Below are 20,904 nucleotides of genomic sequence, written 5' to 3' on the forward strand. Positions count from 1 at the left end.
GTGTCTCTGATCGCTTCTGACCACTTCCGCATCGTTGTCGGCCTCGGCAAGAGCGGCATGTCCCTGGTTCGCTTCCTGGCGAACCGGGGCACGTCGTTTGCCGTGGCCGATACGCGGGAGAATCCACCGGAACTGGCCACGCTCAAGCGTGACTATCCGCACGTGGAAGTGCGTTGTGGCGAGCTGGACGTCGAATTCCTCTGCCGTGCCGACGAGCTCTACGTGAGCCCCGGCCTGGCGCTGGCGACCCCGGCCCTGCAAGCCGCTGCGGCCCGTGGCGTGAAACTGTCCGGTGACATCGAGCTGTTCGCGCGTAACGCGAAGGCGCCGATTGTGGCCATCAGCGGTTCCAACGCGAAAAGCACGGTCACCACCCTGGTCGGCGAGATGGCGGCTGCGGCCGGCAAACGTGTGGCGGTGGGCGGCAATCTCGGTACCCCGGCGCTGGATCTGCTCAGCGACGACGTCGAGTTGTACGTGATGGAGTTGTCGAGCTTTCAGCTGGAAACCACCGATCAGCTCAACGCTGAAGTGGCGACTGTGCTGAACATCAGCGAAGACCACATGGATCGCTACAGCGGTCTGCCGGCGTACCACCTGGCCAAGCACCGGATTTTCCGGGGTGCCAGGCAGTTCGTGGTCAATCGTCAGGATGCACTGACCCGTCCGCTGATCGGCGAGGGCCAGCCATGCTGGACGTTCGGCCTGACCAAACCTGATTTCAAGGCATTCGGTATCCGCGAAGAAGATGGCGAGAAGTATCTGGCCTTCGAATTCCAGAACCTGATGCCGGTACGCGAGCTGAAAATTCGTGGCGCGCACAACCAGTCCAACGCCCTGGCGGCGCTGGCGCTCGGCCATGCGGTCGGCCTGCCATTCGACGCAATGCTTGCGGCCCTGCGCACCTTCGCCGGTCTCGAACATCGCTGCCAGTGGGTGCGTGATCTGGACGGCGTCGCTTACTACAACGATTCCAAAGCCACCAACGTTGGCGCCGCACTGGCGGCCATCGAAGGCCTGGGTGCGGACATCGACGGCAAGGTCATTCTGATCGCCGGTGGTGATGGCAAAGGTGCCGAGTTCAACGACCTGCGTGATCCGGTGGCAGCCAACTGCCGCGCCGTGATCCTGATGGGCCGCGACTCCGACAAGATCGGCGCGGCCATCGGCGATGGCGTGCCACTGATTCGCGCAACCTCCCTGGTCGATGCTGTCGCGCAATGCCGCGCTGCCGCCCAACCGGGTGATGTGGTGCTGCTGTCGCCGGCCTGTGCCAGTTTCGACATGTTCAAGAATTACGAAGACCGTGGTCACCAGTTCGTCCGCGCCGTGGAGGAATTGGCATGAACCTGAGAAATATCATCAAGCCGTACCCGTCGCCGCTGATTACCGGACGCGGCATCGATCTTGACTTCCCGATGCTCGCCGGTTGCCTGGCGCTGCTCGGCCTGGGTCTGATCATGATCGCTTCGGCCTCCACCGAAGTGGCGGCCGCGCAGTCGGGCAGTCCGCTGTATTACATGATCCGCCACCTTATCTATGTGGTGCTGGGATTGGGCGCGTGCATCATCACCATGATGATTCCGATCGCCACCTGGCAACGTCTCGGCTGGTTGATGCTGCTCGGCGCATTTGGCCTGCTGATCATGGTGATCATCCCGGGGATTGGCCGTGAGGTTAACGGTTCGATGCGCTGGATCGGTTTCAGCTTCTTCAACGTGCAGCCGTCGGAGATCGCCAAGGTATTCGTGGTGATTTACCTCGCCGGTTATCTTGTGCGTCGCCAGAAAGAAGTGCGCGAGAGCTGGATGGGTTTCTTCAAGCCGTTCATCGTGCTGCTGCCAATGGCCGGCCTGTTGCTGATGGAGCCGGACTTCGGCGCCACCGTTGTAATGATGGGGGCTGCGGCGGCGATGCTGTTCCTTGGCGGGGTCGGCCTGTTCCGCTTCTCGCTGATGGTGGTGTTGGCGGTCGGGGCCGTGGTCCTGTTGATTCAGATGCAGCCGTACCGGATGGCGCGTCTGACCAACTTCGCCGACCCGTGGGCCGACCAGTTCGGCGCCGGTTATCAGTTGTCGCAAGCGCTGATCGCGTTCGGTCGTGGTGAGTGGCTGGGCGTGGGCCTGGGCAACAGCGTGCAGAAGCAGTTCTACCTGCCGGAAGCGCACACCGACTTCGTGTTCTCGGTACTTGCCGAAGAGCTCGGTGCGGTGGGTTCGCTGTGCACCGTCGCCCTGTTCGTGTTCGTGTGTATCCGCGGCATGTACATCGGTCTGTGGGCCGAGAAAGCCAAGCAGTTCTTCGCTGCTTATGTGGCATACGGCTTGTCGTTCCTGTGGATTGGTCAGTTCCTGATCAACATCGGTGTGAACGTCGGCCTGCTGCCAACCAAGGGTCTGACCTTGCCGTTCCTCAGTTACGGCGGCAGCTCGCTGGTGATCTGCTGTGCCTGTCTCGGGTTGTTGCTGAGGATCGAGTGGGAGAGTCGAACCCACTTGGGCAGTGAAGAGATGGAATTCCATGAGAGCGACTTCGCCGAGGAGCCGAATCATGGGCGCTAACGTATTGATCATGGCCGGCGGAACCGGCGGCCACGTATTCCCGGCGCTGGCCTGTGCCCGCGAGTTTCAGGCGCGCGGCTATACCGTGCACTGGCTCGGCACGCCACGCGGGATCGAGAACGAACTGGTACCGGCCGCAGGGCTGGAACTGCACCGCATCAACGCCAGTGGTCTGCGCGGCAAGGGCAAGCTGTCGCTGCTCAAGGCACCGTTCATGCTGCTCAAATCGGTCTGGCAGGCGCGGGCGATCATTCGTCGGCTGCGTCCGGTGTGTGTGGTCGGCTTCGGTGGTTACGTGACCGGCCCCGGCGGTCTCGCGGCGAAACTGGCCGGTGTGCCGGTGATCGTTCACGAGCAGAACGCCGTCGCCGGCACCGCCAATCGGTTGCTGGTGCCGTTCGCCGCCCGAGTGTGTGAAGCGTTCCCCGACACCTTTACTCTGTCGGACAGCCGCCGCACCACCGGTAATCCGGTGCGCAGCGAGCTGTTCCTCGAAACACCGCGACCTGCCCTGGCCGGTCGCAAAGCGCGTTTGCTGATCCTGGGCGGAAGCCTTGGCGCAGAACCGTTGAACAAGTTGCTGCCTGAAGCGCTGGCGCAAGTCGCTGCCGATTTGCGTCCGGAAGTGTTCCATCAGGCCGGCAAAAACCACGATGAAGTGACTGCAGAGCGCTACCGCGCCGCCGGCGTGGAAGCGCAGGTGCAGCCGTTCATCAAAGACATGGCCCAGGCCTATGGCTGGGCTGACCTGGTGGTGTGCCGTGCAGGCGCGTTGACCATCAGTGAGCTGGCTGCCGCCGGTCTGCCCTCGATGCTGGTGCCTTTGCCCCACGCAATCGACGATCACCAGACCCGCAACGCCGATTATTTGGCCCGGGAAGGCGCTGCCTTCCTGATGCCGCAAAGAACGACTGGTGCCGCGGATCTTGCCGCGCGCCTGACAGAGGTCTTGATGCAACCGCAACGACTCGAAGAAATGGCCCAAGCGGCCCGCCGTCTGGCGAAACCCGATGCCACCCGTAGCGTGGTCGATACCTGTCTGGAGGTGGTCCATGGTTGAGAATCAGAAAGCCATGCCGCAACCGGAAATGCGCCGCATCCGTCGCATCCACTTCGTCGGTATCGGCGGCGTGGGCATGTGCGGCATCGCTGAAGTGTTGTTGAACCTGGGCTATGAAGTGTCCGGTTCCGACCTGAAAGCCTCGCCGGTCACCGAGCGTCTGGAATCGTTCGGCGCGAAGATCTTCATCGGCCACCGTGCCGAGAACGCCGCTGCCGCCGATGTGCTGGTGGTGTCGAGCGCCGTCAACACCTCCAACCCGGAAGTCGCGACCGCACTGGAACGCCGCATCCCGGTGGTACCGCGCGCCGAAATGCTCGCTGAGCTGATGCGCTATCGCCACGGCATCGCCGTTGCCGGTACCCACGGCAAAACCACCACGACCAGCCTGATCGCGTCTGTGTTCGCCGCCGGTGGTCTCGATCCGACGTTCGTTATCGGTGGGCGTCTGAACGCTGCCGGCACCAACGCGCAACTCGGCACCAGCCGTTACCTGATTGCCGAAGCCGATGAAAGCGATGCGAGCTTCCTGCACTTGCAGCCGCTGGTGGCCGTGGTCACCAACATCGACGCCGATCACATGGCGACCTACGGCGGTGACTTCAACATACTGAAGAAAACCTTCGTCGAATTCCTGCACAACCTGCCGTTCTACGGTTTGGCGGTGATGTGCCTGGACGATCCGGTGGTGCGCGAAATCCTGCCACTGGTCAAACGTCCGACCGTGACTTACGGCTTCAGCGAAGACGCCGACATCCGTGCGATCAACGTGCGTCAACAAGGCATGCAGACCTTCTTTACCGTGCTGCGCCCTGACCGCGAACCGCTGGATGTGTCGGTGAACATGCCGGGCAACCACAACGTGCTCAATTCGTTGGCAACCATCTGCATCGCCACCGACGAGGGCGTCAGCGATGAAGCCATCGTTCAGGGCCTGTCGGGCTTCCAGGGTGTTGGTCGTCGCTTTCAGGTCTACGGCGAACTGCCGGTCGACGGCGGCAGCGTGATGCTGGTCGACGACTACGGCCACCATCCGACCGAAGTCGCAGCCGTGATCAAAGCCGTACGTGGTGGCTGGCCGGAGCGTCGTCTGGTGATGGTTTACCAGCCGCACCGTTACAGCCGCACCCGCGATCTGTACGACGACTTCGTCAATGTACTGGCTGACGCCAACGTGTTGCTGCTGATGGAAGTCTATCCGGCCGGCGAAGAGCCGATCCCGGGCGCCGACAGCCGCAAGCTGTGCAACAGCATTCGGCAGCGCGGTGCACTCGACCCGATCTACATCGAGCGTGGCGTCGATCTGGCGCCTCTGGTCAAGCCGCTGCTGCGCGCCGGCGACATCCTGCTGTGCCAGGGCGCTGGTGATATCGGCGGTCTCGCGCCGAAGCTGTTGAAAAGTGAATTGTTCGCTGGCGCCGTGGCTGCGCCGGTCGAGGGGAAGTTGAAATGACTGCTGCCTACGCCAATCTGTTCTCCACCATTGCGCCGAAAGACTTCGGCCGTGTCGCCGTGCTGTTTGGTGGCCTGAGTGCCGAACGTGAGGTTTCGTTGAAATCCGGTAACGCCGTGCTCGCGGCGCTGCAAAGCGCTGGTGTGGACGCGTTCGGCATCGATGTCGGCGACGATATCCTGCAGCGTCTGCTGAGCGAAAAGATCGATCGCGCGTTCATCATTCTCCACGGTCGTGGCGGTGAAGACGGCTCCATGCAGGGCCTGCTCGAAGTGGCGGGCATTCCGTACACCGGCAGCGGCATTCTGGCTTCGGCACTGGCGATGGACAAACTGCGCACCAAGCAGGTCTGGCACAGCCTCGGGATTCCGACGCCGCGTCACGCCGTGCTGTGCAGCGAAGCCGATTGTATTTCGGCAGCGACGGAACTGGGCTTCCCTTTGATCGTCAAACCGGCGCATGAAGGTTCAAGTATCGGGATGGCCAAAGTGAGTTCTGCGTCCGAGTTGATCGACGCATGGAAAGCGGCCAGTACCTACGATTCGCAAGTGTTGGTCGAGCAATGGATTCAAGGTCCGGAGTTCACCATCGCCACCCTGCGTGACCAGGTGTTGCCTCCAATCGCCCTGGGTACACCGCACACGTTCTACGACTACGACGCCAAGTACATCGCCAACGATACCCAGTACCGCATTCCGTGCGGGCTGGATGCCGCCAAAGAGCAGGAACTCATGGAACTCACGGCCAAGGCCAGTGAGGCGTTGGGTATCGCCGGTTGGGGCAGGGCAGACGTGATGCAGGACGCCGACGGGCAGTTCTGGTTCCTGGAAGTGAATACCGCACCGGGCATGACCGATCACAGTCTGGTACCGATGGCGGCCCGTGCTGCCGGTCTGGATTTCCAGCAACTGGTACTGGCCATTCTGGCTGCCAGCGTTCAAGAGTCGAGAGGTTAAGAGCATGCAAGGCGCTCAGCTCAGACATCAGCCACCCGCACCCGGCCGCAAGCCGGTGCCGCGGGGTGCCAGCCGAATGGTGGCCAAAGAGCCGATGTCCGCGCGCCTGCCAAAAGCCAACTTCGGTTTTGTGAAAAGCCTGTTCTGGCCAGTGCTGCTGGTGGTGCTCGGGTTCGGTACTTATGAAGGTGCGCAGCGGTTGCTGCCGTACGCCGACCGGCCGATCACCAAGATCGCCGTGCAGGGCGACCTGAGCTACATCAGCCAGCAAGCGGTGCAGCAGCGAATCGCCCCGTTCGTCGCGTCGAGCTTCTTCACCATCGACCTGGCCAGCATGCGCAAAGAGCTTGAGCAAATGCCCTGGATTGCCCACGCCGAAGTGCGTCGGGTGTGGCCGGATCAAGTGGTGATCCGCCTCGAAGAGCAACTGCCGGTAGCGCGTTGGGGCGACGAGTCATTGCTCAACAACCAGGGCCAGGCGTTTACGCCCAGGGAGCTGGCGAACTACGAACACCTGCCACAGCTGTTCGGCCCACAACGGGCTCAGCAGCAAGTGATGCAGCAATACCAGGTGCTGAGCCAGATGCTCCGGCCTATGGGCTTCTCGATTGCACGCCTGGAATTGCGTGAACGAGGTAGCTGGTTCCTGACCACCGGTGCCGGCAGTTCCGGCCCCGGCATCGAGTTGCTGCTGGGACGCGGCAACCTCGTGGAAAAGATGCGCCGCTTTATCGCCATCTATGACAAGACGCTCAAAGAACAGATTACGAACATTGCGCGCATCGATCTGCGCTACGCCAACGGCCTTGCTGTTGGCTGGCGGGAACCAGTAGCGCCGACGGCAGCGCAACCCGCTGTCGCAAAGAATTAAGAAGAGGCAGGACCCATGGCAAACGTGCAAAGCGGCAAAATGATCGTCGGTCTGGATATCGGCACCTCCAAGGTGGTGGCGCTGGTAGGCGAGGTCTCGGACGACGGCACGCTGGAAATCGTCGGTATCGGTACACATCCGTCCCGCGGCCTGAAAAAAGGCGTGGTGGTGAATATCGAGTCCACCGTGCAATCGATCCAGCGCGCGATCGAAGAAGCCCAACTGATGGCGGGCTGCCGCATTCACTCGGCGTTCGTCGGCGTGGCGGGTAATCACATCCGCAGCCTGAACTCCCACGGCATCGTTGCGATTCGTGATCGCGAAGTCAGCTCGGCCGACCTTGAGCGCGTGCTCGACGCCGCTCAAGCTGTGGCGATCCCGGCTGATCAGCGCGTGCTGCACACCCTGCCGCAGGATTACGTGATCGATAACCAGGAAGGCGTTCGCGAACCTCTGGGCATGTCCGGCGTACGTCTGGAAGCCAAGGTTCACGTGGTCACCTGCGCCGTCAACGCCGCACAGAACATTGAAAAATGTGTGCGTCGCTGCGGTCTGGAAATCGACGACATCATTCTTGAGCAACTGGCGTCCGCGTATTCGGTGCTGACCGACGACGAGAAAGAGCTGGGCGTGTGCCTGGTCGACATCGGCGGCGGTACCACCGACATCGCGATCTTCACCGAAGGCGCGATCCGCCACACGGCCGTGATCCCGATTGCCGGTGATCAGGTGACCAACGACATCGCCATGGCGTTGCGCACCCCGACCCAGTACGCCGAAGAGATCAAGATCCGTTACGCCTGCGCCCTGGCCAAACTGGCCGGTGCCGGCGAAACCATCAAGGTGCCAAGCGTTGGCGACCGTCCCCCGCGTGAACTGTCGCGTCAGGCCCTGGCCGAAGTGGTCGAGCCACGTTACGACGAACTGTTCACGCTGATTCAGGCCGAACTGCGCCGCAGCGGCTACGAAGACCTGATCCCGGCCGGCATCGTCCTGACCGGCGGTACGTCGAAGATGGAAGGCGCCACTGAGCTTGCCGAAGAAATCTTCCACATGCCGGTACGCCTCGGTGTCCCGCACGGTGTGAAAGGTCTGGATGACGTGGTGCGTAACCCGATTTATTCCACTGGCGTTGGCTTGTTGATGTACGGCCTGCAAAAGCAGTCCGACGGAGTTTCGTTCTCCGGCATCGGCAGCCGCGACAGCTACAGCAGCGAAGAGCCTCAGGCGCCGCTGCTCGACCGACTGAAAAAGTGGGTCCAGGGCAATTTCTAAAGATTTACCGCAACACCGCAACAAAAAGCAGTAGGCGAAAAAACTAGAGAATGTAAGGAGAGGGAAAATGTTCGAACTCGTAGACAACATCCCCGCAAGCCCGGTAATCAAAGTTATCGGTGTTGGCGGTGGCGGCGGCAACGCTGTCAATCACATGGTCAAGAGCAACATCGAAGGCGTTGAATTCATCTGCGCCAACACTGATGCTCAAGCGCTGAAATCCATCGGCGCGCGGACCATCCTGCAACTGGGCACCGGCGTGACCAAAGGTCTCGGCGCTGGCGCCAACCCTGAAGTAGGTCGTCAGGCCGCTCTCGAAGACCGTGAGCGCATTGCCGAAGTCCTGCAGGGCACCAACATGGTGTTCATCACCACGGGCATGGGCGGCGGTACCGGTACCGGTGCTGCGCCGATCATCGCCGAAGTGGCCAAGGAAATGGGCATTCTGACCGTCGCGGTCGTGACTCGTCCGTTCCCGTTCGAAGGCCGCAAGCGCATGCAGATCGCCGACGAAGGTATCCGTCTGCTGTCTGAAAGCGTTGACTCGTTGATCACCATTCCCAACGAGAAGCTGCTGACCATCCTCGGTAAAGACGCGAGCCTGCTGTCGGCTTTCGCCAAGGCTGACGATGTACTGGCCGGTGCCGTTCGCGGTATCTCCGACATCATCAAGCGTCCGGGCATGATCAACGTCGACTTCGCCGACGTACGTACCGTGATGAGCGAAATGGGCATGGCGATGATGGGCACTGGCTGCGCCAGCGGTCCGAACCGTGCACGTGAAGCCACCGAAGCAGCAATTCGCAACCCGCTGCTGGAAGACGTGAACCTGCAAGGCGCACGCGGCATTCTGGTGAACATCACCGCCGGTCCTGACCTGTCCCTGGGTGAGTACTCCGACGTGGGTAGCATCATCGAAGCCTTCGCATCCGAACACGCCATGGTCAAGGTCGGTACCGTTATCGATCCGGACATGCGTGACGAGCTGCACGTCACCGTGGTTGCCACCGGTCTGGGCGCGAAAATCGAGAAGCCTGTGAAGGTCATCGACAACACCGTTCACACGTCCATGGCTGCTTCTCAGGTTCAGCAACCGGCTCCGTCCCGTCAGGAAGCGCCAGCGGTGAACTACCGTGATCTGGATCGTCCGACCGTCATGCGCAACCAGGCTCAGGCCGGTGCTGCGGCTGCCGCGAAGATGAATCCGCAAGATGACCTGGACTACCTGGACATCCCGGCTTTCCTGCGTCGTCAGGCCGATTGATGGAATGTATCAGGGCTATGAAGGTGATTGGTGTTCAGCAAAGGCTCGGTCTGCTATTATCGCCAGCCTTTGTTGATACCAGTTCGCAATTTGCGCTGAAGCGGCCCAAGCCATGATTAAACAACGCACACTGAAAAATATTATCCGTGCCACAGGTGTAGGCCTGCACTCCGGTGAGAAGGTCTATCTGACCCTCAAGCCTGCGCCTGTCGACACTGGCATTGTGTTTTGTCGCGCTGACCTCGACCCTGTGGTGCAGATTCCTGCCCGCGCGGAAAACGTCGGTGAAACCACTATGTCGACGACGCTGGTAAACGGCGACGTCAAAGTGGACACGGTAGAGCACTTGCTCTCGGCCATGGCTGGCCTGGGCATCGATAACGCCTACGTCGAGCTCTCCGCGTCCGAAGTCCCGATCATGGATGGCAGCGCTGGACCCTTCGTATTCCTGATTCAATCGGCTGGCCTGGAAGAACAGGACGCCGCCAAGAAATTCATCCGCATCCTGCGTGAAGTGACAGTGGAAGACGGCGACAAGCGCGCCACTTTCGTCCCTTTCGAAGGGTTCAAGGTGAGCTTCGAGATCGATTTCGATCACCCGGTTTTCCGGGACCGCACCCAAAGTGCAAGCGTGGATTTTTCCAGCACTTCGTTCGTAAAAGAAGTCAGCCGCGCCCGTACTTTCGGTTTCATGAGTGATATCGAGTACCTGCGCAAGCACAACCTCGCACTCGGCGGCAGCGTTGAAAACGCAATCGTGGTCGATGCCGATGGCGTACTGAATGAAGACGGTCTTCGCTATGAAGACGAATTCGTGAAGCACAAAATCCTCGATGCCATTGGCGATCTGTACCTGCTGGGCAATAGCCTGATTGGTGAGTTCAAAGGCTTCAAGTCCGGTCATGCACTGAACAACCAGCTGCTGCGCAAATTGATTGAGCAGACAGATGCGTGGGAAGTGGTGACGTTCGAAGACGCCAGTACCGCACCTATCTCTTACATGCGCCCTGTTGCGGCGGTGTAAGTAAAAAACCTCTCTAGTTTTTTGAAGGCCATCCTCGGATGGCCTTTTTTTATGCCTTTTTAAAAGATCAAAAGATCGTCCGATCGCGGCCCGAGCCTGCGGCAGCTCCTACAGGGGAGCGCATTCCAAATGTAGGAGCTGCCGCAGGCTGCGATCTTTTGATCTTAAGAGACAACCACCCGATTGCGCCCACCTTCCTTGGCCTGATACAACGCCTTGTCCGCCGCGAACAGCAACTGCTCCAGCGTCATCTCGCTCGCCGTCGTCCAAGAGGCGATGCCGATACTCACCGTCATCGGCAACTCAGCCCCATCGACCAACGGCAACTGCTCCACGGCCTGACGAATATGCTCGGCAATCTGCTGCGCGCCCGCACTGTCGGTCTCGGCCAGAATCACCGAAAACTCCTCGCCGCCGTAACGTGCCACCAGATCCGCCGGTCGTCGCACATTCGCCGTGATCACTTTGGCCAGTTCGCGCAACACCTGATCCCCGGCCTGATGCCCATGCCGGTCGTTGAACGCCTTGAAGTGATCGGCATCGATCATCATCACCGTCAGTGGTTGGCCCGAGCGCTGGGCGCGAAACCATTCATGGCGCAGCGACTGATCGAGCATCCGCCGGTTGGCCACCCCGGTAAGCGCATCGGTGGCGGCCAATTGCGCCAGTTCGTGTTCGGCCCGTTGACGCAGGCGCAGTTCACGGACGAGCAGCCAGGTCAGCCAAAGCAAGCCAAGGCACAGCACGCCGGTGGCGCCACTGATCAGTATTGCGGTGCGGCGCCAAGCGGCGAATACCTCGTTGCTGGACAACGCGACGATCACCGTCAGTGGCAGGTTACCGACCCGCGAATAGGTGTAGAGCCGCTGCTGATAATCGATGCTCGACGTGCTGGTAAAACTGCCGTTACCACTTCTGTCGTTCAGAATCCGCACCACGTTGGGACGGTTGCCAAAGCTTTTGCCGACGGAGTCGCTTTGCAGGTACGGCTTCTGCGCAAGCAACACGCCATCGTTGTCGATGATGTTCAGTGTGCTGTCATTGCCGATGTCGAGGCTGTTGAACAACTGGTCGAAGTAATCGAGCTTCAACGATGCCACGGCCACGCCGACGAACTCGCCGGTGTCCGAGGAAATACGTCGACTGAAGCTGAGGCGCCATTGATTGGCCTCGTCGCAGTCGCAACGGGTCTTGAAAGGTCGGCTGATAAACATGCCGACATCGCGGTTGAAAGCATGGACGAGGAAGTAATCGCGGTCAGCAAAGTTGCCCGGCTTCGGCACGAGCTGAGATGAGTCGGCAACCACATTGCCGAGCTTGTCGAGCAACAGAATATCGCCCTTGAAGCGTGCAGTGGTCGAGCGGTCGAACAGCGCCAGATGGCGGATCTGCGGGGTCAGGTCACGCAGGTCATCGCGCTGCGAAGTAGCAATCAGGCCTTGCAGCGTCAGGTCGTACAACTCGACGGTGCGCAGAACGTCGGCGTCGATCAGTTGGGCGATGGTGGTAGCGCTGCGGGTGGCTGACTCCTGAGCGCTGGCGTGCTCACGAATCAACAGGAAAGTGACGATGCACACAATCGCGATCACGCTCAGCAGGCTGCCGAAAATCAATAGCAGCTCGGGGCGTCCGGTCTTGCCCGCAACAGGTGGGGTACGGCTCGCGATCATGGTGGGGTTATCGGTTGGGGGATCTTATGAGAGTAGTTGCACAAACAAAGGATTAACTGTGGAGAGCTTGCTGTTTTGCCACTGTAGGAGCTGCCGAAGGCTGCGATCTTTTGATTTTCAAGAGAAAGATCAACAGATCGCAGCCTTCGGCAGCTCCTACATGTCCAGTGTTAACTGACTGATCTTAGAAGACGTTGAACGGGTAGTCGACGATCACGCGATATTCATCTGCGTCCGAATCAATCACGCCATAACCTTTGCCTACGCGATGTGTCGCCCATTGCAGACGCACCGCCAGGTCTTTCGCCTGGCCGCTTTGTACGACGTACTTCAAGTCGAGATCGCGTTCCCAGTGCTTGGCGTTGCTACCGTCGGCGCTGTACCAATTGGAATACCCCACGCTGCTCGGGTCAGCCTTGGTCAAATCAACCGTCCCCCGCGAGTAGGACACTGCCGAGGTCAGTCCCGGCACGCCGACACCGGCAAAGTCGTAGGCGTACTTGAGTTTCCACGAACGCTCGTTCGGGCCGTTGAAGTCCGAGTACTGCTGGGAGTTGTCGAGGTAAACGCTGTCGCCCTGGCTGATGTAGTCGAACGGCGTGTTGCCGTTGACCCGCTGGTAAGCGGCCGTGACGCTATGGCTGCCGATGCCGACGGTGAAATGCAGGCTGTAGGTGTTGTTGTCGATGTCGCCAAGCAGCGCATCGCCGGTGTCCTGGGTGTGATAGAAGTGCAGGCCCGGGTTGAGGCTGACCAGGTCGTTCAACTGCCAGGTGTAATCCAGGTCGTAGTAGTACTGGTTCCAGATGTCCTTGAGCTCGGACGCGTAGAGGCTGCTGGTCAAGCCTTCGACACCGCTCCAGGACGCGCCGGCCCAGTTCAGGTGATGGCTATCGTCGCCATCTGCCAAGGTGCCGTACGAGGTGCCGATGCGCGTGTGGCCGCTCTGATTGTAAGGTTTGGTGAAACTGGCCTGGCCACCTTCGATCAACCAGCCGTCGAAGCTATGGTTGGTCAGGCTGACGCCACGGAACGTCTGCGGCAGCATGCGCGTGTCTCCGCCGGCAATCACCGGGTTGGTGAGAAACAGATCACCAGCCTTCAATTCGGTGTCGAACGCACGCATTTTCAAAGTGCCGCCGGCTGTTGAAAACGACCCCGGTGCCTTGCCGTTGCCATCGCTGATCGGCAGGATGCTGGAGCCGTCCGTACCGCCACCGCCGTCGAGTTTCAGCCCGAGCATGGCGTGGGCATCAATGCCGAAACCGACTGTGCCTTGGGTGTAACCCGACTGAAATACCCCGAGAAAGCCCTGGCCCCACTCGATGTTGTCGTCCGCTTTCTGCAGACGGTTGCGATTCATGTAGTAGTTGCGGGCGTTGAGGTTGAGGCTTGAGCCTTCGATAAACCCTTCTGGCGCGGGCTCATCAGCGTGAACGGCGGGGGCAATCGTTGCGGCAATTGCAATGAACAGTGGAGTGAAACGGACTGGGTAACGCACGTGCGGTAGAGCTCCTTGGGTCAACGGCACCTCAATATTCCGAGGCGCGAAATGTTTCTTGTTGTAAAAGACGCACCAAACAGCTTTCAGACCACAACGAAAAAAGGCCGCTGAAAGGCAGCGGCCTGGAATGACGACGGTTGAACGGGAAGAGCCAAACAACCGCGTCGAGGGAAACGGAGCGGTGTGCGACTCAGCTGTCTTTCTCGGAGGCCTGAGTCTGGGCTGCTGCAGCCTGAGGTGTCTGCGTCGCGTCTTTGGCCTTGGCCATCATTTCTGTCTGATGCTGATCGTACGCTTGGGCCCGAGCGCTGTTGTGCGCAACGAAGGCCTGGGACTCTTCAGCCATCGCCATCGGCGACAGGATCAATGAGGACAAAACGAAAGCGCTGGCAATACCCATACTGTTGGACATCTTGAAAACCTTCTTGCTTGGCAAGTGCTGTTTGGTGCGGGCAAAGATAAGGTTGCCGGGGGTTTGGAAACAGCGTGATTTTCATAAATGACTGTTACAGCAGAGGCAAAAATCTTTCAGACTGGGCGCGAACTTGTGGCGAGGGGATTTATCCCCGATGGGCTGCGAAGCAGCCCTGAATTCTTTGTGCAGGTTGTGTCAGGAATACCGCGATCGCTGGCTTTGGGGCCGCTTCGCAGCCCATCGGGGATAAATCCCCTCACCACAAAAGCTTCCTCACTCCAAACCACTGCCGCAGGGATTTGCCTGCACTGGGGGGCTAAGCGTCAGACAGGGAGGTGAATCCCAAAGGTATTCATCCCTCGATCACTGCGCACAAACACATCCCCGCCATGCATCAGCGCAATCGCTTTCACGATCGCTAGCCCCAGCCCATGGTTATTGCCACTGTTGCTGCGCGAAGCATCCACCCGATAAAAGCGCTCGAACAACCGCGGCAAGTGCTCGCTGGCAATCGGCAACCCGGGGTTGGCCACGCCAATGCTGACTAGCTGTTCTTCCACCTCGATCCGCACCTCGATCACCTGACCTGGCCCGGTGTGTTGCACCGCATTGCTCAGCAAATTGATCAATGCCCGACGCAAATGCGCGACCTCGATCTGCACCTGCGCATCGCCACTGACCTGCACCTGAACCTGCGCGTCTTCCAGGATGAAATCCAGATACTCCAGCGTCGTCGCCACTTCATCGGCCAGCGACGTCGAAGTCAGTTTGGTCGCCTTGTTGCCCTGATCGGCACTGGCCAGAAACAGCATGTCGTTGATGATCGAACGCAGCCGCTCCAGCTCTTCGAGATTGGATTGCAGCACTTCAAAGTAATGTTCCGCCGAACGTCCGCGCGTCAGTGCCACCTGGGTCTGGCCGATGAGATTGGTCAGCGGCGAACGCAGTTCGTGCGCCACGTCGGCGTTGAACGACTCCAGTCGCGAATAGGCCATTTCGACCCGTTCCAGCGTCGAGTTGAACGAGTCGACAAACTGCTCCAGCTCCGGCGGCAACGGTGACAGCCGCAAGCGACCGGCCCGTAACGGCGGGGCCAGACGCTGCGCTTCGTGGGACAGTTTGATCAGCGGTTTGAGGCCGATCCGTGCCACCCAATACCCCAGCGCCGAAGCCAGCAGCACGCCGACAATCGCCAGGCTGATCAAGGCGATCAGCAGGTTGTGCTGGGTCTCGTGAAATGTCTCGGTGTCGATACCGATCATGAAGCGCAGCGGCGGGCGTTGATCCTTGGCCGGCAGTTCAGTCAACAGCACTTTCAATGGATAAGCACGCTCCGGTAGCTGCAAGTCATGCATCCCCAGCGGCCCTTGGGCGAAGGCGCGGATCCGTGAATCCGGCGCACCGTATTCGTAACCCGGATCACCACTCACCACCCAGAAACGAATGCGCTTGTCCTCTTCGCCGAGCAGTTTCAACTTGGCGTTGATCTTCACCCAATGCTCCGGGGTACCGAAGCGATTGAGTGCCGATTCGAGCACGCTGTAGCGCGCTTCCAGTTCGGCTTCCGGTAACAAGCCCAAACCCTTATCCACCTGCTGATACAGCGCGCCGCCGATCAACAGAAACACCAGCAGCGCCACCAAGGTGAACATTCCGCTCAGGCGCAGGGCAATGGAATTACTGGACACCACGACTCTCCAGCACATAACCCATGCCACGAATGGTGTGCAGCAGTTTCTCGTCGAACGGCCCGTCGAGCTTGGCGCGCAAGCGTTTGATCGCCACCTCGACGACGTTGGCATCGCTGTCGAAATTGATGTCCCAGACCATTTCGGCGATGGCGGTTTTCGAGAGGATTTCACCCTGGCGGCGGGCGAGGACGCTGAGCAACGAGAACTCCTTGGCGGTCAGGTCCAGCCGCGTGCCGGCGCGAGTCGCCTTGCGGCTGATCAGATCTATCCACAGGTCGGCGATGCTCACCTGTACCGGCTCATGCCCGCCACTGCGCCGGGTCAGCGCTTGCAGACGCGCGACCAGTTCGAGGAAGGAAAATGGTTTGCCGAGGTAATCATCAGCACCGTCGCGCAAGCCTTTGATTCGGTCTTCGACGCGTTCACGGGCGGTGAGCATGATCACCGGGGTTTGCTTGCGCGCACGCAATGCGCGCAGCACGCCGAAGCCGTCGAGGCCCGGCAACATGACGTCGAGGACGATCACCGCGTAGTCGCTTTCCAGCGCCAGGTGCAGACCTTCAATGCCGTCGCGGGCCAAGTCCACGGTGTAACCCTGTTCCGTCAGACCGCGGTGCAGATAGTCCGCGGTTTTTTCCTCGTCTTCGATAATCAGAACGCGCATGACCCGCCTCAGTCTGTGGTCGCCAACGCCGGTACGGGCGCAGGTTTGGGTCTATGGAAAAGTCGCTCAAGCCACAAGTATATGACCGGCGTGGTAAACAGCGTCAGCATCTGGCTGACCAGCAAGCCGCCCACTACCGCGATCCCCAGCGGCTGGCGCAGTTCGGCGCCGGTGCCGTAGCCGAGCATCAGCGGCAGGGCACCGAGCAGCGCGGCGAGGGTGGTCATGATGATCGGCCGGAACCGCGTGATGCACGCTTCGAAAATCGCATCTTCTGGTGACATCCCGCGTTGACGTTGGGCTTCGAGGGCGAAGTCGATCATCAGGATGCCGTTCTTCTTCACAATGCCGATCAGCAAGACCAGCCCGATCAGCGCCATGATCGAAAAATCCTGGCCGCAGATCCACAGCATGATCACCGCGCCCAAACCCGCCGCCGGCAAGGTCGAAATGATCGTCAGTGGATGCACGAAGCTTTCATAAAGCACGCCGAGAATGATGTACACCGCCACCAGCGCCGCAAGAATCAGCCATGGCTGACTGGCCAGCGAACTCTGGAACGCCTGCGCCGCACCCTGGAAGTTGCCGCTGATCGCGGTCGGCATGCCGATTTCGGCCTTGGCCTGATTGAGCAGAATCACCGCATCGCCCAACGCCACGCCGGGCGCCAGGTTGAACGACATGTTGGCGGCCGGAAACATGCCGTCATGGGCAATCGACAGGGGGCCAATGGTCGGTGCATCGAATCTGGCCAGCGCCGACAGCGGCACCATTTCCCCGCTCAGCGGCGAGCGCAGGTAGAAATAGTTGAGGCTTTCGGCCTTGCCGCGCTGTTTGGTGTCCAGCTCCAGAATCACGTTGTACTGGTTGACCTGAGTCTGGAATTCATTGATCTGCCGCTGGCCGAACGCATCGTAGAGTGCCTCGTCGACGTCGCTGGCAGTCAGGCCAAAACGTGCCGCCGCACTGCGGTCGATGCTGATATGGGTGATGCTGCCGCCCAGTTGCAGGTCGTTGGAAATGTCGCGAAACGCCGGGTTGCTGCGTAGTTTTTCGGTCAGGCGCTGGGTCCAGGTGGCGAGGGTCGCGCCGTCGTTGCTCTTGAGTACGTATTGGTACTGCGCGCGACTTGGGCCGGAGCTGAGGTTGATGTCCTGGCCGGCACGCAGGTAGAGCACGATGCCGGGGACTTTCATCAGTTGCGGACGAATCCGGTCGATGAACTGGCTGGCGCTGACGTCGCGGTCGCCGCGTTTTTTCAGGGCGATCCAGAAGCGTCCGTTGGCGATGGTCTGGTTACTGCCGGAAACACCCACCGAGTGGGAAAACGCTTGAACGGCGGGATCGGCGCCGACGATTTCGGCCATGGCCAAGTGTTTTTTCACCATGTCGCCGTAGGAAATGTCCGCAGCGGCTTCAGTCGTACCAAGCACGAAGCCCGTGTCCTGCACCGGGAAGAAACCCTTGGGGATAAAGATATAGCCGGCGATGGCCAATGCGAGGGACAAGCCGAACACGCCGATCATCAATTTCTGGTGGGCGAGGGCGCGGCGCAGGCCTTTCTCGTACCCGCCGAGCAAGCGTTCGCTGAAGCCCGGTTTGGCGTGGGCGTGATGCACCGGTTTGCGCATGAACAGCGCCGCGAGGGTCGGCGCCAACGTCAGCGAAACCACCACGGAAATCATGATGGTCGAGGTCGCGGTCAGGGCAAACTCCTTGAACAGTCGCCCGACCACGCCGCCCATGAACAACAGCGGAATAAACGCCGCCACCAGCGAGAAACTGATCGAGACCACGGTGAAGCCGATCTCGCCTGCGCCTTTGATCGCGGCCTCGCGCATATTTTCGCCGGCCTCCAGGTGCCGGTGAATGTTCTCCACCACCACAATCGCATCGTCGACCACAAATCCCACGGCCACCACGATCGCCACCAGCGTCAGGTTGTTCAGGCTGAACCCGAGGATGTACATCAGCGCGAAACTGGCGATCAGCGACACACCCAGTACCGCCGAGACAATCAGCGTCGCCGACAACTGACGCAGGAACAACGCCATCACCGCCACCACCAGCAGGATCGCGATCAACAAGGTGATCTCGACTTCATGCAGCGAGGCGCGGATGGTCTGGGTGCGGTCGATCAGTACGTCGACCTGCACAGAGGCCGGAAGCATGGCTTCGAGGCCCGGCAGGGCGGCTTGAATTCGGTCCACGGTCTCGACGATGTTGGCACCCGGCTGGCGCGAGATCACCAGGTTTACCCCCGGTCGATCACCCGCCCACGCTTGCACATAATCATCTTCCGAACCGTTGACGACTTTGGCGACATCTCTTAGGTGAACCGGGGCGCCATCCTTGTAGGAAACGATGAGTTGGCTGTAGTCCTCGGGATGGAATAACTGGTCGTTGGTCGACAGCGTGGAAATACTTGATTCGCCGTACAGCGCACCTTTGGCCAGGTTGAGGCTGGTTTGCTGAATCGCCAGACGAATGTCGGCGAGGGTCAAACCGATGGCCGCGAGTTTATCCGCCGAAGCCTGAACGCGAATCGCTGGACGTTGCTGACCGGTAATGTTGATTTGGCCTACACCGTCGATCTGGCTTATCTGACGGGCCAGCAGGGTTTCCACCAGATCGCTGAGTTCGGTACCGGGCATCTGCGTCGAGCTGACACTCAGGATCAGCACAGGACTGTCGGCCGGGTTGACCTTCCTCCAGGTCGGCAGCGTCGGCATGTCTTTGGGCAATTTGCCGGCGGCGGTGTTGATCGCCGCTTGGACTTCCTGGGCGGCGGTGTCAATGCTTTTGTCGAGGGTGAACTGCAGGGTCAGCAGGGTCGAACCCAAGGCACTGCTGGAGGTCATCTGGGTCATGCCGGGGATGGCGCTGAATTGCACCTCCAGCGGCGTGGCCACGGACGAGGCCATGGTGTCGGGGTTGGCGCCGGGCAATTTCGCGGACACCTGAATCGTAGGAAATTCCGCTTCCGGCAGTGGGGCAATCGGCAAACGCGGGAAGGCAATGATTCCGACCAGCACCAGCGCGATGGTCAGCAGAATGGTCGCCACCGGGTGATCGATGCACCACGTCGAAACCCCTTTGTGCGCCTTCATGGTTTCGGCTCCGCCTGCACCACCTGCGGCGGCTCGCTCATGACTTGCACCGTCGAACCGGGTTTGAGCCGCGACTGGCCATCGGTCACCAGCACGTCACCGGCCTTCACGCCTTTGATGATGTCCTGACCGCTGCCCTGATAAACCATCTGCACTTGCACGGCTTCAACCTTGTCGCCGTTCACTCGGTAAACAAAGTGCTGGTCGAGGCCGCGTTGTACGACGGTTGGCGGGACGACCAGCGCATCTTTGTCGAGGGCCGTCTGAATTTTTACCGTCACCAGCAGGCCCGGCCAGAGCTTCTGGCTGGCATTGGCGAATTCGGCTTTGGCGCGGATGGTGCCGGTGTTGGCGTTAATCTGGTTGTCGATCAGGGTCAGGTGACCTTCGCCTAGCAGGTTGCCGGTTTCGCCGTCGGTGTCGGCGCCGATGTAAGCCTTGACCTGTGCATGTTGCGGATCGCTGATCAGGCCTTGCAGGGTCGGCAGCATTTGTTGTGGCAGAGAGAATTCGACGGCAATCGGGTCGATCTGGGTAACGGTGAACAGGCCTTGGGTGTCGGTCATGCGCAGGAAGTTGCCCTCATCGACTGTGCGAATACCGACGCGGCCAGTGACCGGGGAGCGAATCTGTGTGTAGGAAAGTTGTACCTGCGCTGCATCAATCGACGCTTGATTGCCTTGGGCGCTGGCCTTTAGTTGGTTGACCAAGGCTTGTTGCTGGTCGTAGGTCTGCTTGGAAACGCCGTCATCGACGCTGAGCAGTTTGTAGCGTTTGAGATTGACCTGGGCGACTTGCAGTTGCGCCTGGCTTTCGCCGAGTTGGGCACGGGTCTGGTCGAGGCTGGCGCGGATCGAGCGGTCGTCGATGGTGGCGAGCAGGTCGCCTGCTTTTACTAACTGACCTTCCTTGACGAGGATTTTGGTCAGGGTGCCGTCGATCTGGGGGCGGATCACTACGCTGTGCAGGGACAGCACCGAGCCGATGCCGCTGGTGTAGCGGGGGACGTCTTTTTCGCTGACGGCGATCACTCGCACCGGGATGGCGGTAGGGGTGGCGAGTTTGGTCGGGGCGGGTTTGATTGCAAACCATAGGCCCATGGCTGCCAGGGCGATGAGCAGGGTGGCTAGCAGGGCTTTATTCTTTTGGATTCGCATGCTTTTTGGGCGCCGAGGTTTGGAGTTTGGGCAGATTGGGTAGGTTATAAACCTGTGTGGGGGTCAGGAGGGTGACGGCTAGCTGTCAGCGCTGTCAGTTTCGTTTTGTGTACATATCCGTTGCTGTGGTAACGGCCACTTAGGGTTCCGCCCTTACGGCGGGTCACTTTTGGCAAACGCCCCAAAAGTAACCAAAAGGTCTGTGCCCTGGCGTTCGGCCCCTCGCTGA

The 20,904-nt window shown here is 60.2% G+C and carries 16 protein-coding genes; 9 read left to right on the forward strand and 7 right to left on the reverse strand.

The features are described from left to right. The 9 genes from murD to lpxC all read left to right on the forward strand — a co-directional run bounded on the left by murD (window position 1) and on the right by lpxC (window position 10,464). A complete protein-coding gene (gene murD / locus ICA16_RS05660) occupies window positions 1-1,347 on the forward strand; it encodes a UDP-N-acetylmuramoyl-L-alanine--D-glutamate ligase (RefSeq protein WP_210700192.1) in 1,347 nt (448 codons plus the stop codon). Next, window positions 1,344-2,561, forward strand: a complete 1,218-nt coding sequence (gene ftsW, locus ICA16_RS05665) for a putative lipid II flippase FtsW (RefSeq protein WP_047303079.1) — start codon at window positions 1,344-1,346, stop codon at window positions 2,559-2,561. The genes murD and ftsW overlap by 4 nt, the downstream gene beginning before the upstream one ends. Beyond that, entirely contained in the window at window positions 2,551-3,621 is a 1,071-nt protein-coding gene (gene murG, locus ICA16_RS05670) for an undecaprenyldiphospho-muramoylpentapeptide beta-N-acetylglucosaminyltransferase (protein WP_115148181.1), read from the forward strand. The genes ftsW and murG overlap by 11 nt, the downstream gene beginning before the upstream one ends. Next, window positions 3,614-5,074: a UDP-N-acetylmuramate--L-alanine ligase gene (murC, locus tag ICA16_RS05675; RefSeq protein WP_150592674.1), complete on the forward strand. Its 1,461-nt coding sequence runs from the start codon at window positions 3,614-3,616 to the stop codon at window positions 5,072-5,074. The genes murG and murC overlap by 8 nt, the downstream gene beginning before the upstream one ends. Next, a complete protein-coding gene (locus ICA16_RS05680) occupies window positions 5,071-6,030 on the forward strand; it encodes a D-alanine--D-alanine ligase (RefSeq protein ID WP_150604349.1) in 960 nt (319 codons plus the stop codon). The genes murC and ICA16_RS05680 overlap by 4 nt, the downstream gene beginning before the upstream one ends. A 4-nt stretch (window positions 6,031-6,034) precedes the next feature. Then, window positions 6,035-6,901, forward strand: a complete 867-nt coding sequence (locus ICA16_RS05685; RefSeq protein WP_150604348.1) for a cell division protein FtsQ/DivIB — start codon at window positions 6,035-6,037, stop codon at window positions 6,899-6,901. A 15-nt stretch (window positions 6,902-6,916) separates the two neighbouring features. Further along, complete coding sequence (ftsA, locus tag ICA16_RS05690) at window positions 6,917-8,176, forward strand: cell division protein FtsA (protein WP_047303071.1); 1,260 nt, start codon at window positions 6,917-6,919, stop codon at window positions 8,174-8,176. A 67-nt stretch (window positions 8,177-8,243) separates the two neighbouring features. Beyond that, a complete protein-coding gene (gene ftsZ / locus ICA16_RS05695; RefSeq protein WP_042560977.1) occupies window positions 8,244-9,440 on the forward strand; it encodes a cell division protein FtsZ in 1,197 nt (398 codons plus the stop codon). A gap of 112 nt (window positions 9,441-9,552) precedes the next feature. Then, complete coding sequence (gene lpxC, locus ICA16_RS05700) at window positions 9,553-10,464, forward strand: UDP-3-O-acyl-N-acetylglucosamine deacetylase (RefSeq protein WP_007939852.1); 912 nt, start codon at window positions 9,553-9,555, stop codon at window positions 10,462-10,464. A 164-nt stretch (window positions 10,465-10,628) separates the two neighbouring features. Here the strand turns inward: lpxC and ICA16_RS05705 are convergent, their stop codons facing one another. The 7 genes from ICA16_RS05705 to ICA16_RS05735 all read right to left on the reverse strand — a co-directional run bounded on the left by ICA16_RS05705 (window position 10,629) and on the right by ICA16_RS05735 (window position 20,675). Continuing rightward, window positions 10,629-12,134 (reverse strand): sensor domain-containing diguanylate cyclase, encoded by a 1,506-nt coding sequence (locus ICA16_RS05705; protein WP_210700193.1) that lies wholly within the window; start codon window positions 12,132-12,134, stop codon window positions 10,629-10,631. A 184-nt stretch (window positions 12,135-12,318) separates the two neighbouring features. Then, complete coding sequence (locus tag ICA16_RS05710) at window positions 12,319-13,635, reverse strand: OprD family porin (RefSeq protein ID WP_150616341.1); 1,317 nt, start codon at window positions 13,633-13,635, stop codon at window positions 12,319-12,321. A gap of 193 nt (window positions 13,636-13,828) precedes the next feature. After that, window positions 13,829-14,050, reverse strand: coding sequence for a hypothetical protein (locus tag ICA16_RS05715; protein WP_115148185.1), 222 nt, complete (start codon window positions 14,048-14,050; stop codon window positions 13,829-13,831). Window positions 14,051-14,376: 326 nt separating this feature from the next. Next, window positions 14,377-15,741, reverse strand: a complete 1,365-nt coding sequence (locus ICA16_RS05720) for a heavy metal sensor histidine kinase (protein ID WP_210700194.1) — start codon at window positions 15,739-15,741, stop codon at window positions 14,377-14,379. Then, on the reverse strand, window positions 15,731-16,408 hold the full coding sequence (locus tag ICA16_RS05725) for a heavy metal response regulator transcription factor (protein WP_090180292.1): 678 nt from the start codon (window positions 16,406-16,408) through the stop codon (window positions 15,731-15,733). Before ICA16_RS05725 ends, ICA16_RS05720 begins: the two co-directional genes overlap by 11 nt. A gap of 8 nt (window positions 16,409-16,416) precedes the next feature. Next, window positions 16,417-19,518, reverse strand: a complete 3,102-nt coding sequence (locus ICA16_RS05730) for a multidrug efflux RND transporter permease subunit (protein ID WP_210700195.1) — start codon at window positions 19,516-19,518, stop codon at window positions 16,417-16,419. After that, window positions 19,515-20,675, reverse strand: coding sequence for an efflux RND transporter periplasmic adaptor subunit (locus ICA16_RS05735; RefSeq protein ID WP_210700196.1), 1,161 nt, complete (start codon window positions 20,673-20,675; stop codon window positions 19,515-19,517). Before ICA16_RS05735 ends, ICA16_RS05730 begins: the two co-directional genes overlap by 4 nt. Window positions 20,676-20,904: the final 229 nt, after the last annotated feature.

It is taken from the genome of Pseudomonas anatoliensis, assembly GCF_017976235.1.
In the GTDB taxonomy this organism is placed as follows: Bacteria; Pseudomonadota; Gammaproteobacteria; order Pseudomonadales; family Pseudomonadaceae; genus Aquipseudomonas; species Aquipseudomonas anatoliensis.

Bases quoted from the DNA above. Each gene is read 5' to 3' on its own strand.
- ftsW (WP_047303079.1), top strand. From the start codon at position 1,344: ATGAACCTGAGAAATATCATCAAGCCGTACCCGTCGCCGCTGATTACC.
- murG (WP_115148181.1), top strand. From the start codon at position 2,551: ATGGGCGCTAACGTATTGATCATGGCCGGCGGAACCGGCGGCCACGTA.
- murC (WP_150592674.1), top strand. From the start codon at position 3,614: ATGGTTGAGAATCAGAAAGCCATGCCGCAACCGGAAATGCGCCGCATC.
- ICA16_RS05680 (WP_150604349.1), top strand. From the start codon at position 5,071: ATGACTGCTGCCTACGCCAATCTGTTCTCCACCATTGCGCCGAAAGAC.
- ICA16_RS05685 (WP_150604348.1), top strand. From the start codon at position 6,035: ATGCAAGGCGCTCAGCTCAGACATCAGCCACCCGCACCCGGCCGCAAG.
- ftsA (WP_047303071.1), top strand. From the start codon at position 6,917: ATGGCAAACGTGCAAAGCGGCAAAATGATCGTCGGTCTGGATATCGGC.
- ftsZ (WP_042560977.1), top strand. From the start codon at position 8,244: ATGTTCGAACTCGTAGACAACATCCCCGCAAGCCCGGTAATCAAAGTT.
- lpxC (WP_007939852.1), top strand. From the start codon at position 9,553: ATGATTAAACAACGCACACTGAAAAATATTATCCGTGCCACAGGTGTA.
- ICA16_RS05705 (WP_210700193.1), bottom strand. From the start codon at position 12,134: ATGATCGCGAGCCGTACCCCACCTGTTGCGGGCAAGACCGGACGCCCC.
- ICA16_RS05715 (WP_115148185.1), bottom strand. From the start codon at position 14,050: ATGTCCAACAGTATGGGTATTGCCAGCGCTTTCGTTTTGTCCTCATTG.
- ICA16_RS05725 (WP_090180292.1), bottom strand. From the start codon at position 16,408: ATGCGCGTTCTGATTATCGAAGACGAGGAAAAAACCGCGGACTATCTG.
- ICA16_RS05730 (WP_210700195.1), bottom strand. From the start codon at position 19,518: ATGAAGGCGCACAAAGGGGTTTCGACGTGGTGCATCGATCACCCGGTG.
- ICA16_RS05735 (WP_210700196.1), bottom strand. From the start codon at position 20,675: ATGCGAATCCAAAAGAATAAAGCCCTGCTAGCCACCCTGCTCATCGCC.